Below are 14,710 nucleotides of genomic sequence, written 5' to 3' on the forward strand. Positions count from 1 at the left end.
GCCACTGGGCGTGTAAATGGGGTGTTAATTTTGCCCGGCAAGGAATGCGTCATGTTACTCAAGGGCTGGAACTTTGACCAGCACAGTCTGCCTTCAGAATCTGCTGAAAATGCAGGGTTCCCGCATTCATTTTTCGCGTTTTGCTGCCGGTGCGGTACTGCCGCGGACGCGGAGTTCGGCGTCGAGCAGGCGTGAACCGTTATTGACCCGTTTGCCCTGCAGCTCATCCAGCAGCAGCAGCATCGCTTCGCGGCCAATGGCAAAACGCGGCTGTGCCACGGTGGTCAGGGGCGGATCGTAGTATTGCGCCAGCTCGATATCATCGAAGCCGACCACCGACAGATCCTGCGGAATACGCATTCCCAGCTTACGCGCCTGGTTCATCGCGCCCAGCGCCATCAGATCGCTATGGCAGAACAGGGCTTTCGGCGGCTGCGGCAGGCTCATCAGCTGCTTCAGCGCGCTGGCACCGGCTTCAAAGGTGAAGTCGCCGTGCACAATCAGCGTGGGATCGATGGCGATATTGCTGCGGCGCAGCGCCTGGATGTAGCCCTGCAACCGATACTGGCTGAGCGGGATATGTTCCGGTCCGGTGATGCAGGCGATCTGCCGATGGCCCAGCTGTAACAGATGATTCACCGCTTCAAAGGCCGCGGTCAGGTTATCGATATGCACCGTGGGCAGCGCCATCTCCGGCGCGAACTCGTTGCCCATCACCATGGGCGGCAGATTGCGCTGATCTTCAATGCCGGCGTCAAACGGCAGCTGCGAACCCAGCAGTACCATGCCGTCAATCTGGCGCGTCAGCATCAGGTTAAGGAAGGTTTTCTCCTGCTGATCCTGATGCGCGCAGTCACCAATCAGCACCAGATAGCCTTCCTGCGCGGCGGTCACTTCCACGCCGCGGATAATCTCGCTGAAGAAAGGGTCACAGATGTCCGGCACAATCACCAGAATGGTTTGCGTGTCGCCGCGTTTAGCGTTGCGCGCCAGACCGTGCGGCGCATAGCCGACCGCCTGCACTGCCTGTTCCACTTTCTGCCGGGTCGCGGCGGAGACTTTTTCCGGATTCATCAGCGCGCGCGAAACCGTGGCGGTGGAGACGCCAGCCTGCTCGGCCACATCTTTCATGGTGGCTGCCGATGAGGGTTGCTTCTGATCCAACGTTAACTCCTGACGCGGTACAGCGCATAGATATTCACACATAGCCGGCCCAGTGCCGGGACGGGCACTATTGTTAACCCAACGCCGTGTGAGGTTGTTACTTAATTTGCATAAAAATTGTGACTTGTGCGACTTTTTTCGATCTGGCTCGCAGATGTGGCGCGGCTTAACTCTCGGTGGGGTCGATATCCAGCGTCCATTTGACTTTGCGCGCGGCGGGCAGGGTGGTGACCAGCGGCAGTGAACTGCTCAGCAACTGCTGCAGCCGCTTGCGCGACGGATGCTGTAGCAGCAGTTGCCAGCGCCAGCGTCCGCTGCGCTTCGGTGCCAGCGCCGGCACCGGCCCCATCAGCCACATCGCCTCATCTTTGAGCGGGCTGGCTTCCAGCAGGTTACGCAGCTGAGTAAGGAACTCCGCCGCCTGCGCGTTATCCAGATCTTCAGCGCGAAACAGTGCGTGGCTGGTCCACGGCGGCAGCTGCACTGACTGGCGCTCCAGCAGCGTCTGATCGGCAAACGCAAAATAGCCGCGATGCAGCAGCGTTTGCAGCAGTGGATGCTCCGGATGGTGCGTCTGTAGTAACACTTCGCCCTGCTTACCGGCGCGGCCGGCGCGGCCGGCGACCTGTGTGTAGAGCTGGGCAAAGCGCTCGGCGGCACGGAAATCGGCGGAAAACAGCGCGCCATCGACATCCAGCAGCGATACCAGCGTCACGTCCGGGAAGTGATGGCCTTTGGCCAGCATCTGCGTGCCGACCAGAATGCGCGCTCCGCCGCGATGCACATCGGCCAGATGCTGCTCCAGCGCGCCTTTGCGGCTGGTGGTGTCGCGATCGATGCGCGACACCGGTACGCCAGGAAACAGCGTGCTGAGCTGCTGCTCCAGCTGTTCCGTGCCCACGCCGACCGGCAGCAGATGGGTGGAACCGCAGCCCGGACACTGATGCGGCAGCGGACGCTGGCTGTCGCAGTGGTGACAGCGCAACTGACGATGCTGCTGATGCAGCGTGTAATAACTGTCGCAACGCTGGCACTCCGCCAGCCAGCCGCAGTCGTGGCACATCAGCGCCGGCGAAAAGCCGCGGCGATTGAGAAACAGCAGAACCTGATTATCCGCCTGCAGGTGCTGGCGCATCTTGCCCAGCAGCGCCGGCGCAAGACCGCCTTTCAGCTGCTGTCCCTTGAGATCGATTAGCTGCTGCAGCGCCGGTTTGGCGTTACCGGCGCGTTTGGTCAGGTTGAGCTGGCGATATTTGCCGACACGCACGTTGTGCAGCGTCTCCAGCGCCGGCGTCGCCGATCCCATCACAATCGGCACATCTTCTTCGTGAGCACGGAATACCGCCAGATCGCGCGCCTGGTAGCGCCAGCCTTCCTGCTGTTTGTAGGAGCTGTCGTGTTCTTCATCAATGATGATCACGCCCGGCCGCGCCAGCGGTGTGAACAGCGCGGATCGTGTGCCGATGACGATGGCGGTCTCGCCGCTGCGCGCGCGCAGCCATACCGCCAGACGCTCGCTGTCATTGAGCGCCGAGTGCAGCACATCAATCGGCGCATCGAAGCGTTCACGGAAACGGGCGATAGTTTGCGGCGTCAGGCCAATTTCCGGCACCAGCACCAGCGCCTGTTTACCGCGCGCCAGCACATTCTCCAGCACGCTGAGATAGACCTCGGTTTTACCCGATCCGGTAATGCCTGCCAGCAGCCACGCGGCGTAATGTTCGTCCTCACTGCGAATGGCGCCCACCGCCATCGCCTGATCGGTATTCAGTCGCAGCCGTTCACCTTTCACCGCGAAACTGGCGCGCCAGTCGTGCTGCTGTGGCGCATGTTCGCGCAGGTCGCACAGCCCTTTGGCACGCAGTGCCTGCAGCGCGGCATCGGTAAAATCCTGCTCGCCGATCTGGTGACGATACAGCGGCCGCTGACGCAACGCCGCCAGCGCCTGCTGCTGTTTCGGCGCGCGCTTCAGGCTTTCCAGCGCCACTTCGCGCCCGGCTTCGTTCACCACCCACTGCCACAGCGGCGCTTCCTGGGCCGGCTTGCCCTGACGCAGCAGCACCGGCAGCGCATGGCTGAGCACTTCGCCGAGCGGAGAGTGATAGTAGCCGGCGGCCCAGTTGAGGATGCGCCACAGCGCGGGTGAGAACAGCGAGCGGTCGTCGAGCAACGCATCAATCTGCTTCAGCTGGGCAAGGGGGAGATCGCTGGTGGCGCGCGTGCTAACCACGATGCCCGTCATTTTCCGGTTGCCGAACGGTACGCTCACGCGCGCGCCGGCCACCGGCTGCGGCGCATCGGCGGGCAGCAGGTAGTCAAACAGGCGAGGCAGCGGAACGGGCAGGGCAACCTGAACAACGGGCATGTCGATCTCTATCCGGTTCTGTAAAAAGGAGAAGTAGTGTACACGCTGGCGTCACCCCCGTCATACTTCAGCGCGCGGCGGCGCTGGCTGCAGGCGTTTACCCGGAGTGACAGAGCGCGGCGCATTGCGCGGATTTGATCAATGCGCTCATTTTCTGTATACTATGCCGCCTTTGATGAGATGACTCGTCAAAGATACACCATTTATTAACCGCGTGTGGTGCTGTGCAGGTTCGCCTGGCACGGAGAGCGACACGGCCTTTTATGAGGTTCTCCCATGAAACAAGGTATTCACCCGAAATACGAAGCTGTGACCATCACCTGCTCTTGCGGCAACGTGATCAACACCCGTTCAACCATGACTGGTACCCTGAACCTGGACGTGTGCGGCAAATGCCACCCGTTCTACACCGGTAAGCAGCGTGTTGTTGACTCTGGTGGTCGTGTTGATCGCTTCAACAAGCGTTTCAGCATCCCAGGCAGCAAGAAATAAGATTATTTGCCGGCGAATCTTCACGATTCGGTTGCAAGAAAAAACCCAGCCTCGGCTGGGTTTTTTTATTTCTGGCCTCAGTATTCCCAGCTGTCGGGATCGATGCCCATCTCACGCATAATCTGTTTTGCTTCTTCCGGAATCTCGTCGCTGCGCTCTTTACGCAGATCAACATCATTCGGCAGCGGTTGCCCGGTGAAGGCATGCAAAAAGGCTTCGCACAGCAGTTCGCTGTTGGTGGCGTGACGCAGATTGTTCACCTGACGGCGGGTACGCTCATCCGTTAAAATCTTCAGCACTTTCAGCGGGATAGAAACTGTAATCTTCTTAACCTGCTCGCTCTTCTTACCGTGTTCAGCGTAAGGGCTGATATATTCGCCGTTCCATTCAGCCATGGGTTACCTTAATCAATAAAAAGTTGAATATGGGGAAATCCGTTGATTATGCCCGATTTTTCGATGCCTGACCGCTTAAACTGCCGGTTTTATGCTTACACATCGCGTTTCACAGGAAAGCGCGCTGAACACCAGGCGATGACGCGTAATTTTAGCGGGTATTGCGGCTTTGCTCAATCTATACGCAAAGACATTTAGATGTCCAGATGTATTGACGTCCAGTTGCGGAATGTTATTCTGTTGCCACTTTTTTATTACACTTCAGGAACAGTAAGCACCATGACGCGTAAACAGGCAACCATCGCAGTACGCAGCGGTTTGAATGATGACGAGCAATATGGCTGCGTTGTCCCACCGATTCACCTCTCCAGCACCTATAACTTCCTCGATTTCAACGAGCCGCGCGCGCATGACTATTCACGCCGCGGTAACCCGACGCGCGATGTGGTCCAGCGCGCGCTGGCTGAGCTGGAAGGGGGTGCGGGCGCGGTGCTGACCAACACCGGGATGTCGGCGATTCATCTGGTGACGACGGTGTTCCTGAAGCCAGGCGATCTGCTGGTGGCGCCGCACGACTGCTACGGCGGCAGCTATCGTCTGTTTGACAGCCTGAGCAAGCGCGGCGCTTACCGCGTGAAGTTTGTCGATCAGGGCGATGAAGCGGCACTGGCGGCGGCGCTGGCGGAAAAACCAAAGCTGGTGCTGGTCGAAAGCCCGAGCAATCCGCTGCTGCGCGTGGTGGACATTGCGGCCATCTGCGCCGCCGCGCGTGCTGCCGGTGCGGTGAGCGTAGTGGACAACACCTTCCTCAGCCCGGCGCTGCAGAACCCGCTGGCGCTGGGTGCCGATCTGGTGATCCACTCCTGCACCAAATATCTCAATGGTCACTCGGACGTGGTGGCCGGTGCGGTCATCGCTAAAGATCCGGCGCTGGTCACGGAACTCGCCTGGTGGGCGAATAACATTGGCGTCACCGGCGCGGCGTTTGACAGCTATCTGCTGCTGCGCGGCCTGCGCACCCTGGCACCGCGCATGGCGGCGGCGCAGCGTAACGCACTGGCGATTGTTGATTACCTGAAGCAACAACCGCTGGTGAAAAAGCTGTATCATCCGTCTCTGCCAGAGAACGCCGGACACCAGTTTGCCGCGCGTCAGCAGCGCGGTTTTGGCGCCATGCTCAGTTTTGAACTCGACGCCGATGAGGCGCGGCTGCGCCGCTTCCTGAAAGCGCTGCAGCTGTTTACGCTGGCGGAGTCGCTGGGCGGCGTGGAAAGTCTGATTTCGCATACCGCCACCATGACGCACGCCGGCATGTCGGCGGACGCGCGTGCCGCAGCGGGCATTTCCGACTCGCTGCTGCGTATTTCTGTCGGAATTGAAGATCACGAAGATTTAATCGCCGACCTGGATAATGCATTCAGGATCGCAGCCGAGGGGTAACCATGACGATTTCAGCAGGCGCGGGAACGCCGATCAAGCAGTTGCATAAATTTGGTGGCAGTAGCCTGGCCGACGCGCGCTGTTATCAGCGCGTCGCCGGTATCATGGCCGATTACAGCCAGCCGGGCGACTTAATGGTGGTCTCTGCCGCAGGCAGCACCACTAACCAGCTGATCAGCTGGCTCAAGCTGAGCCAGAGCGATCGCTTATCGGCCCATCAGGTGCAACAGGCGTTACGCCGTTTTCACAGCGAACTGATCGCTGCACTGCTGCCTGCTGAATATGCAGAAACCCTGACCGCAGCCTTCATCCGCGATCTTGAACGCCTGGCGGCGCTGCTCGACGGCGCCATCACCGATGCGGTGTACGCCGAAGTGGTTGGCCACGGCGAAATCTGGTCGGCGCGCCTGATGGCGGCGGTGCTCAGCCAGCGCGATATCGAAGCGGCGTGGCTGGATGCGCGCGACTTCCTGCGTGCCGAACGTGCGGCGCAGCCGCAGGTAGATGAAGGCAAATCCTGGCCGCTGCTGCAGGCGCTGCTGGCGCAGCATCCGCATAAGCGTCTGGTGGTGACGGGTTTTATCAGCCGCAGCGAAGCGGGCGAAACCGTGCTGCTCGGCCGTAACGGCTCTGACTACTCGGCAACGCAGATTGGCGCGCTGGCGGGCGTGAACCGCGTCACCATCTGGAGCGACGTGGCTGGCGTTTACAGCGCGGACCCGCGCAAGGTCTCTGATGCCTGCCTGCTGCCGCTGCTGCGGCTGGATGAGGCCAGCGAGCTGGCCCGACTGGCGGCGCCGGTGCTGCACACGCGTACGCTGCAGCCGGTCTCCAACAGCGACATCGATTTACAGCTGCGCTGCAGCTATCAGCCGGAGCAGGGCTCAACGCGCATTGAGCGCGTGCTGGCGTCCGGCACCGGCGCGCGCATTGTCACCAGCCACGACGATGTCTGCCTGGTTGAGATTCAGATTCCCGATAGCCACGATTTTGCCACCCAGCAGAAAGAGATCGATCTGCTGCTGAAGCGCGCGCAGCTGCGTCCGCTGGCGATGGGTATCCATCCGGATCGTCGCCTGCTGCAGCTGTGTTACACCTCGGAAGTGGTCAACAGCGCCTTTAACCTGCTGCAGGACGCGGCGCTGCCCGGTCATCTGCAGCTGCGCGACGGTCTGGCGCTGGTGGCGCTGGTCGGTGCTGGCGTAACGCGTAATCCGCTGCACAGCCATCGCTTCTGGCAGCAGATCAAAGACCAGCCGGTCGAATTCGTCTGGCAGTCAGAAGATCACATCAGCCTGGTGGCGGTGCTGCGCGTCGGACCGACCCAGCACCTGATTCAGGGACTGCACCAGTCGCTGTTCCGCGCCGAGAAGCGCATCGGCCTGATTCTGTTCGGCAAAGGCAATATCGGCTCACGCTGGCTGGAGCTGTTCGCGCGCGAGCAGGAGACGCTGTCGGCGCGTACCGGGTTCGAGTTTGTGCTGGCGGGCGTGGCGGACAGTAGCCGCAGCCTGCTGAGCTATGACGGTCTCGACGCCAGTCGGGCGCTGGCCTTCTTTGATGATGAAGCCGAAGCGCGCGACGAAGAGTCGCTGTTCCTGTGGATGCGCGCGCACCCGTTTGACGATCTGGTGGTGCTGGACGTCACCGCCAGTGATTCGCTGGCGCAGCAGTATCACGATTTTGCCAGCCACGGCTTCCACGTCATCAGCGCCAACAAAGTGGCCGGCGCTGCCAGCGGCCAGAGCTGGCGCCAGGTACGCGATGCCTTCGCCAAAACCGGCCGCCACTGGCTGTATAACGCGACCGTGGGTGCCGGACTGCCGGTCAATCATACGGTGCGCGACCTGCGCGAAAGCGGCGACAGCATTCTGGCGATTAGCGGTATCTTCTCCGGCACGCTGTCGTGGCTGTTCCTGCAGTTTGACGGCACGGTGCCGTTCAGCGAGCTGGTCGATCAGGCGTGGCAGCAGGGCTTAACCGAGCCCGACCCGCGCGTCGATCTCTCCGGTCAGGACGTGATGCGCAAACTGGTGATTCTGGCGCGCGAAGCCGGTTATGACATCGAACCGGATCAGGTGCGGGTTGAATCGCTGGTGCCGTCACAGTGCGAAGGCGAATCCATCGACCACTTCTTCGAAAACGCCGACGAGCTGAACGAGCAGATGCTGCAGCGCTTCGAAGCCGCACAGGAGATGGGGCTGGTGCTGCGCTACGTGGCGCGTTTCGATGCCAACGGTAAAGCGCGCGTCGGCGTGGAAGCGGTGCGTCCGGAGCATCCGCTGGCGGCGCTGCTGCCGTGCGATAACGTGTTTGCCATCGAAAGCCGCTGGTATCGCGACAATCCGCTGGTGATCCGCGGGCCGGGTGCCGGCCGGGATGTCACCGCCGGTGCGCTACAGTCTGATATCAATCGTCTCGCCCAACTGCTGTAAACCTGCTGCGCAGACGGCGTCCGCTGTCTGCGTTTTTCCTTCTGCTTCCCCGTCAGGTGAATCCCTTTCACTTTGGTTGAATATTTGTCACGCCCGGCAAGCAATTTTATGTTGACGCTAAGCTGAAGATCGTTCATTTTGTGCATCTGGACGTCTAAACGTATGGATGTTCGCGGTTCGCAAATTAATCGATATGTGATGATGAGGTAACAGGATGAGTTTCTTTCATGCCAATCAGCGCGAAGCGCTGAACCAGAGCCTGGCTGAGCTGAACGGGCAAATTAATGTCTCTTTTGAGTTTTTCCCGCCCCGCACCAGCGAAATGGAAGCAACCCTGTGGAACTCCATCGACCGCCTGAGCAGCCTGAAACCCAAATTCGTCTCGGTAACTTACGGAGCCAACTCCGGCGAGCGCGACCGCACTCACAGCATCATCAAAGGCATTAAAGAGCGCACCGGACTGGAAGCGGCACCGCACCTCACCTGTATTGATGCGACGCGCGATGAACTGCGCGCCATTGCGCGTGACTACTGGAATAACGGCATTCGCCATATCGTGGCGCTGCGCGGCGATTTACCACCGGGCGGCGGCAAACCGGACATGTACGGCAGCGATCTGGTGTCGCTGCTGAAAGAGGTCGGTGATTTCGACATCTCGGTAGCGGCCTATCCCGAAGTGCATCCGGAAGCGAAGAGTGCGCAGGCGGATCTGATCAATCTGAAGCGAAAAATTGATGCCGGCGCCAGTCGCGCGATTACCCAGTTTTTCTTCGACGTGGAGAGCTATCTGCGCTTTCGCGATCGCTGCGTGGCCACCGGTATCGACGTGGAGATCGTGCCGGGCATTCTGCCGGTCTCCAACTTTAAACAGCTGCAACGTTTCGCCACCATGACCAACGTGCGCGTACCGGGCTGGATGAACGCCATGTTTGACGGGCTGGATGATGATGCGGAGACGCGCAAAATGGTCGGTGCCAACATCGCCATGGACATGGTGAAAATCCTGTCGCGCGAAGGGGTGAAGGACTTTCACTTCTACACGCTGAACCGCGCCGAGATGAGCTACGCCATCTGCCACACGCTGGGTGTTCGCCCGACGCTGGCGGCATAAGCGTGAAAGGATAAAAGAGAAGGGGGCCTCAGGGCTCCCTTCTTGCTGTGATGCGTGATGCGCCGCCAGCCGTTAGCCGGTGTTACGCATGCCGGCCGCAACGCCAGCGATAGTGACCATCAGCGCCTGTTCTACGCGCGCATCAGGTTCATCGCCGCGCTCTTCCTGCGCACGCGCACGCTGCAGCAGTTCCGCCTGCAGCACGTTGAGCGGATCGGTGTAGACGTTACGCAGCGCGATGGATTCGGCGATCCACGGCTGGTCCGCCATCAGATGCGCATCGTTCGCGATGGTCAGCACCGCTTTGATGTCGGCATCGAGCTGATCGCGCAGCTGTTTGCCGAGCGGCCACAGCGATTTATCCACCAGACGCTGATCGTAATACTCCGCCAGCCACAGGTCAGCCTTCGAGAACACCATCTCCAGCATGCCGAGGCGCGTGGCGAAGAACGGCCATTCGCTGCACATGGTTTCCAGCTGATCCTGATGGCCTTCGTCCATCGCTTTCTGCAGCGCCGCGCCGGCCCCCAGCCACGCGGGCAGCATCAGGCGGTTCTGCGTCCAGGCGAAGATCCATGGAATGGCGCGCAGCGACTCTACGCCGCCGGTCGGACGCCGTTTCGCCGGGCGCGATCCGAGCGGCAGTTTACCCAGCTCCTGCTCTGGCGTCGCCGAGCGGAAGTAGGGTACGAAGTCCGGATTTTCACGCACATAGCCACGGTACATGGCGCACGAATAGGCTGACAGGCCGTTCATGATCTCCTGCCATTCGCGTTTTGGCTCTGGCGGTGGCAGCAGGTTGGCTTCCAGAATCGCCCCGGTGTAAAGCGACAGGCTGGCGATGGTGACTTCCGGCAGGCCATATTTGAAGCGAATCATTTCTCCCTGTTCGGTCACGCGCAGGCCGCCTTTCAGGCTGCCCGGCGGCTGTGAAAGCAGAGCTGCATGCGCCGGTGCGCCACCGCGGCCAATCGAACCGCCGCGTCCGTGGAACAGCGTCAGGGTAATGCCGGCTTTGTCGCAGGTTTTAATCAGTGCATCCTGGGCCTGATACTGCGCCCAGCTGGCTGCCATCACGCCGGCATCTTTTGCCGAGTCGGAATAGCCAATCATCACCATCTGCTTGCCGTTGATGAAGCCGCGATACCAGTCGATATTCAGCAGCTGGCTCATCACGTCATTGGCGTTGTTGAGGTCGTCGAGGGTTTCAAACAGCGGCGCCACCGGCATTGCGTAAGGGATGCCGGCCTCTTTCAGCAGCAGATGCACCGCCAGCACGTCAGACGGCGTTTTGGCCATCGAAATCACATAGGCGGCAATCGAGCCCTGCGGCGCTTCTGCCGCTACTTTACAGGTATCCAGCACTTCACGCGTGTTGTCGCTGGGCTCCCACTGCCGCGGCAGCAGCGGCCGCTTGGAATTCAGTTCACGGATCAGGAACGCCTGCTTATCGGCTTCTGACCAGCTTTCATAGTCGCCCAGTCCGAGATAGCGCGTCACTTCGGCAATCGCTTCGGTGTGGCGGGTGCTCTCCTGACGGATATCGATGCGCACCAGCGGCACGCCGAAGCACTTCACGCGGCGCAGCGTATCCAGCAGCTGGCCGTTGGCGATAATGCCCATGCCGCACTGCTGCAGCGACTGGTAAATAGCAAACAGTGGCTGCCACAGCTGATCGTTTGAAACCAGCAGATCGGCCGGACGCGGCAGGCGCTCACCCTTCAGACGGCGCTCCAGATAGCTCTGGGTGCTCATCAGCTGGCTGCGGATACGCTTCAGAATCACACGATACGGCTCCAGCGCCTCCGCATCGCCACACAGTTCGCGCACTTCGTCGCTGCACTCGGACATCGACAGCTCGGACACCAGCACGCCGATGTCGCGCAGGAACAGGTCGGCGGCTTTCCAGCGGCTTAGCTGCATTACGTGGCGGGTAATCGGTGCGGTGACGTTCGGGTTACCGTCACGGTCGCCGCCCATCCACGAGGTAAATTTGATGGGCACAAAATCCACCGGCAGCTGGATGCCGAAGCTCTCTTCCACCTGCTGGTTTAGCTCGCGCAGAAACGCCGGTACGCCTTCCCACAGGCTGTTCTCCACCACCGCGAAGCCCCATTTGGCTTCATCTACCGGCGTCGGGCGATATTTACGGATCTCATCGGTGTGCCACGCCTGCGCTACCAGCTGACGCAGACGGCGCATAACCTGGTTGCGTTCGTAGTCGGTGATGTCACTGTGGTCGAGCTGCTGCAGACAGCTGTTCACTTCGCCCAGCTTGTGGATCAGCGTGCGGCGGGTAATTTCGGTCGGGTGAGCGGTGAGCACCAGCTCCAGCGACAGCTCCTCAATCGCCTGGCGGATGGCCGGCTCGCTGAGATCGCTCTGCTGCTTCAGGCGCTCGAAGGTTTTTTTCAGCAGCTCCGGATGGTTAGCACCGTCGCCGCTGCGCGAAATGGTTTGATACTGTTCTGCCACGTTGGTGAGGTTAAGGAACTGGCTGAACGCGCGTGCCACCGGCAGCAGCTCGTCGTTAGACAGGTTTTGCAGCGTGGAGAGCAGTTCCTTACGATGAGTGTCATTTCCTGCACGGGATGACTTAGAGAGCTTGCGGATGGTCTCCACCCGATCGAGGATGTTCTCTCCCAGTGCATCCTTTATCGTATCCCCGAGCAGTTTGCCGAGCATACTGACATTACTTCGCATTGCGGAATATTGTTCGTTCATGTGACCCTGACACCCTTATCGTCTTAAATATAAAACCTCTATACCCAACGGGCATAACATCGTCTTTTATCTAGCCACGGTTCTTCCTGTTCGTCAATTGACTTAAATTGCCGGTATCGTGCTGCTAACTATCGGAAATTCATCGAATTTAATTGACAGGAGGTGGGATAAGTTATTCTTATTATCAAATCCCGGATAATGACGGGGAAATTTGCTGATTTCGCAGTGAAATGCCCCATCTTTTAATCATCAATGGCAAAAATGCTGCACAACCTGAGTGATAAGCGCATGAGTCGGCTTAATAAATGCGGTATCAATAAACTCGTCTGGCTGATGCGCCTGATTGATGGATCCAGGCCCTAACACCAGCGTCGGGCACAACTGCTGGATAAACGGCGCTTCGGTGCAGTAATTCACCACTTCTGTCGGCACCCCCAGCAGCTTCTCCACCACCTTCACCAGTTCATGATCGGCCGGGCATTCGTAGCCGGGAATCGGCGGATGCAGCTCACCGACAGTCAGACGGCCCGGCCAGCGCGCGCTCACCGGTGCCAGCGCTTCATTGAGTAAACCGTCGAGATCGCTCAGCGTCAGTCCCGGCAGCGGACGGATATCCATATGCAGCTCACAGCAGGCGCAGATGCGGTTCGCCGCGTCGCCGCCGTGGATATGGCCAAAGTTCATGGTCGGATACGGAATGGCGAAGCCGTCATGGTGATAGCGCTCTTTCAGCGTATTACGCAGCTGCATCAGCTGAGTAATGGATTCATGCATCAGCTCGATAGCGTTCACGCCGCGCGCCGGATCGCTGGAATGACCAGACTGACCCTGAATACGGATGGCGTGCGACAAATGGCCTTTGTGGGCGCGCACCGGTTTCAGCGACGTCGGTTCGCCGATGATGGCGCAGTCCGGCCGCAGCTGGGTCGATTCAGAAAAGTATTTCGCGCCGGCCATCGTGGTCTCTTCATCGGCGGTGGCGAGGATGTACAGCGGTTTGCTGAGCTTCGTCACGTCAACGTCACGCAGCGCATCAAGAATAAAGGCAAAGAAGCCTTTCATGTCGGCGGTGCCTAAGCCGTACAGCTTGTTGTCGTGTTCGGTCAGGGTGAAGGGATCGCGCGTCCAGCGGCCATCGTCGTACGGCACGGTGTCGGTATGGCCCGCCAGCAGCAGGCCACCTGCGCCGCTGCCGCTGCGCGCCAGCAGGTTGAATTTATGGCGCGTACCCGGCACCGGCTGGACTTCCACGCTGAAGCCGAGATCGCGGAACCAGCCCGCCAGCAAATTGATTAAAGTTTCATTGCTCTGATCCAGCGCGCTGTCGGTGGCGCTGATCGACGGTGTTGCAATCAGCTGGCGGTAGAGTTCGATAAAAGGTGGAATTTTTGTCTTCACTGTTGACGGTCCCTGGGTTAGGATGTATCAATATTAATGCATTAATAGTGAATAAAAATACATTAACGTCGTCTGCATGTGAACTGAAAAAAGCTGCAAACGGCATCGTGGGCAACGGGGCAATGCCGCGACCCGATACGTGTGACTGTAATAAGGTATACAGCCTGATGTTGAATACGCTGATCGTTGGTGCCAGTGGTTATGCTGGCGTAGAGCTTGCCACCTACCTGAATCGCCACCCGCATATGAACATAACCGCTTTGGCGGTTTCAGCGCAAAGCCCGGATGCCGGAAAGTTACTCTCCGATCTCCATCCGCAGCTGAAAGGCAGGGTCGATTTGCCATTGCAGCCGCTGGGTGATGCCGCAGAGTGGGCCGGCAAGGTCGATGTGGTGTTCCTCGCCACCGCACACGAAGTCAGCCACGATCTGGCTCCGGAATTCCTGAAAGCCGGCTGCGTGGTGTTCGACCTCTCAGGCGCGTTCCGCGTTAACGACGACGGCTTTTATCAACAGTATTACGGTTTCAGCCATCAGCACCAGGCGTGGCTCGACAAAGCCGTTTACGGCCTGGCCGAATGGAACCACGAGCAGATTAAAGACGCGCAGCTGGTGGCAGTGCCGGGTTGCTATCCGACCGCCGCGCAGCTGGCGCTTAAACCGCTGATTAAGGCTGGCCTGCTTAATTCGGCTCAGTGGCCGGTCATCAATGCCACCAGCGGCGTCAGCGGTGCCGGACGTAAAGCCAGCGTCACCACCAGCTTCTGTGAGGTCAGCCTGCAGCCGTACGGTCTCTTCAATCACCGTCACCATCCGGAGATTGTGGCCCATCTCGGCACGCCGGTGATCTTCACGCCGCATCTCGGTAATTTCCCGCGCGGCATTCTGGAAACCATCACCTGCCGTCTGAACGCCGGTGTGAGCCAGCAGGATGTGGCGGCGGCGTTCCACAGCGCTTACCACGATAAACCACTGGTGCGGCTGTACGACAAAGGCGTACCGGCGCTGAAAGCGGTGGTTGGCCTGCCGTTCTGCGATATCGGCTTTGCCGTGCAGGGCGAGCACCTGATTGTTGTCGCAGCGGAAGACAACCTGCTGAAAGGCGCCTCCTCACAGGCGGTGCAGTGTCTCAATATTCGTTTCGGCTTCCCCGAAACGCTGTCTCTGATTTAACGGACGGATAACCT

At 59.6% G+C, this 14,710-nt stretch carries 10 protein-coding genes; 5 read left to right on the forward strand and 5 right to left on the reverse strand.

What is annotated here, in order from left to right; translation table 11 throughout:
- Positions 1-126 precede the first annotated feature (126 nt).
- Positions 127-1,131, reverse strand: coding sequence for a DNA-binding transcriptional regulator CytR (gene cytR, locus C1N56_RS00400; protein WP_370586247.1), 1,005 nt, complete (start codon positions 1,129-1,131; stop codon positions 127-129).
- A 199-nt stretch (positions 1,132-1,330) separates the two neighbouring features.
- Positions 1,331-3,529, reverse strand: a complete 2,199-nt coding sequence (gene priA, locus C1N56_RS00405; protein WP_088516190.1) for a primosomal protein N' — start codon at positions 3,527-3,529, stop codon at positions 1,331-1,333.
- A 276-nt stretch (positions 3,530-3,805) separates the two neighbouring features.
- On the opposite strand from priA, the gene rpmE reads away from it, so the two are divergent.
- Positions 3,806-4,021 carry a 50S ribosomal protein L31 gene (rpmE, locus tag C1N56_RS00410; protein ID WP_021506837.1) on the forward strand — a complete coding sequence of 72 codons (216 nt, stop codon included), beginning with the start codon at positions 3,806-3,808 and terminating at the stop codon, positions 4,019-4,021.
- Positions 4,022-4,098: 77 nt separating this feature from the next.
- Here rpmE and metJ read toward each other — a convergent pair whose 3' ends face one another.
- The gene (metJ, locus tag C1N56_RS00415; protein ID WP_007885403.1) at positions 4,099-4,416 is read right to left on the reverse strand and encodes a met regulon transcriptional regulator MetJ; all 318 of its coding nucleotides are present in this window, start codon (positions 4,414-4,416) and stop codon (positions 4,099-4,101) included.
- Between the two features lie 279 nt (positions 4,417-4,695).
- Here metJ and metB point away from each other — a divergent pair, with 279 nt between their 5' ends.
- From metB to metF, 3 genes are all read left to right on the forward strand, one after another.
- Entirely contained in the window at positions 4,696-5,856 is a 1,161-nt protein-coding gene (metB, locus tag C1N56_RS00420) for a cystathionine gamma-synthase (RefSeq protein ID WP_021506836.1), read from the forward strand.
- 2 nt (positions 5,857-5,858) lie between these two features.
- On the forward strand, positions 5,859-8,291 hold the full coding sequence (locus tag C1N56_RS00425) for a bifunctional aspartate kinase/homoserine dehydrogenase II (protein WP_021506835.1): 2,433 nt from the start codon (positions 5,859-5,861) through the stop codon (positions 8,289-8,291).
- A 214-nt stretch (positions 8,292-8,505) separates the two neighbouring features.
- Positions 8,506-9,402 carry a methylenetetrahydrofolate reductase gene (metF, locus tag C1N56_RS00430; protein ID WP_021506834.1) on the forward strand — a complete coding sequence of 299 codons (897 nt, stop codon included), beginning with the start codon at positions 8,506-8,508 and terminating at the stop codon, positions 9,400-9,402.
- A gap of 72 nt (positions 9,403-9,474) precedes the next feature.
- Here the strand turns inward: metF and ppc are convergent, their stop codons facing one another.
- Positions 9,475-12,126 (reverse strand): phosphoenolpyruvate carboxylase, encoded by a 2,652-nt coding sequence (ppc, locus tag C1N56_RS00435; protein ID WP_031279588.1) that lies wholly within the window; start codon positions 12,124-12,126, stop codon positions 9,475-9,477.
- A 249-nt stretch (positions 12,127-12,375) separates the two neighbouring features.
- Entirely contained in the window at positions 12,376-13,524 is a 1,149-nt protein-coding gene (argE, locus tag C1N56_RS00440; RefSeq protein ID WP_021506832.1) for an acetylornithine deacetylase, read from the reverse strand.
- Positions 13,525-13,691: 167 nt separating this feature from the next.
- Between argE and argC the strand changes: the two genes are divergently transcribed.
- On the forward strand, positions 13,692-14,696 hold the full coding sequence (gene argC / locus C1N56_RS00445; protein WP_394516999.1) for an N-acetyl-gamma-glutamyl-phosphate reductase: 1,005 nt from the start codon (positions 13,692-13,694) through the stop codon (positions 14,694-14,696).
- Positions 14,697-14,710 lie beyond the last annotated feature (14 nt).

This window comes from Pantoea sp. SGAir0175 (genome assembly GCF_043547855.1).

Coding starts and splice junctions, on each gene's coding strand:
- C1N56_RS00425 (WP_021506835.1), top strand. CDS start 5,859: ATGACGATTTCAGCAGGCGCGGGAACGCCGATCAAGCAGTTGCATAAA.
- metB (WP_021506836.1), top strand. CDS start 4,696: ATGACGCGTAAACAGGCAACCATCGCAGTACGCAGCGGTTTGAATGAT.
- ppc (WP_031279588.1), bottom strand. CDS start 12,126: ATGAACGAACAATATTCCGCAATGCGAAGTAATGTCAGTATGCTCGGC.
- metF (WP_021506834.1), top strand. CDS start 8,506: ATGAGTTTCTTTCATGCCAATCAGCGCGAAGCGCTGAACCAGAGCCTG.
- rpmE (WP_021506837.1), top strand. CDS start 3,806: ATGAAACAAGGTATTCACCCGAAATACGAAGCTGTGACCATCACCTGC.
- cytR (WP_370586247.1), bottom strand. CDS start 1,131: ATGAAAGATGTGGCCGAGCAGGCTGGCGTCTCCACCGCCACGGTTTCG.
- metJ (WP_007885403.1), bottom strand. CDS start 4,416: ATGGCTGAATGGAACGGCGAATATATCAGCCCTTACGCTGAACACGGT.
- priA (WP_088516190.1), bottom strand. CDS start 3,529: ATGCCCGTTGTTCAGGTTGCCCTGCCCGTTCCGCTGCCTCGCCTGTTT.
- argC (WP_394516999.1), top strand. CDS start 13,692: ATGTTGAATACGCTGATCGTTGGTGCCAGTGGTTATGCTGGCGTAGAG.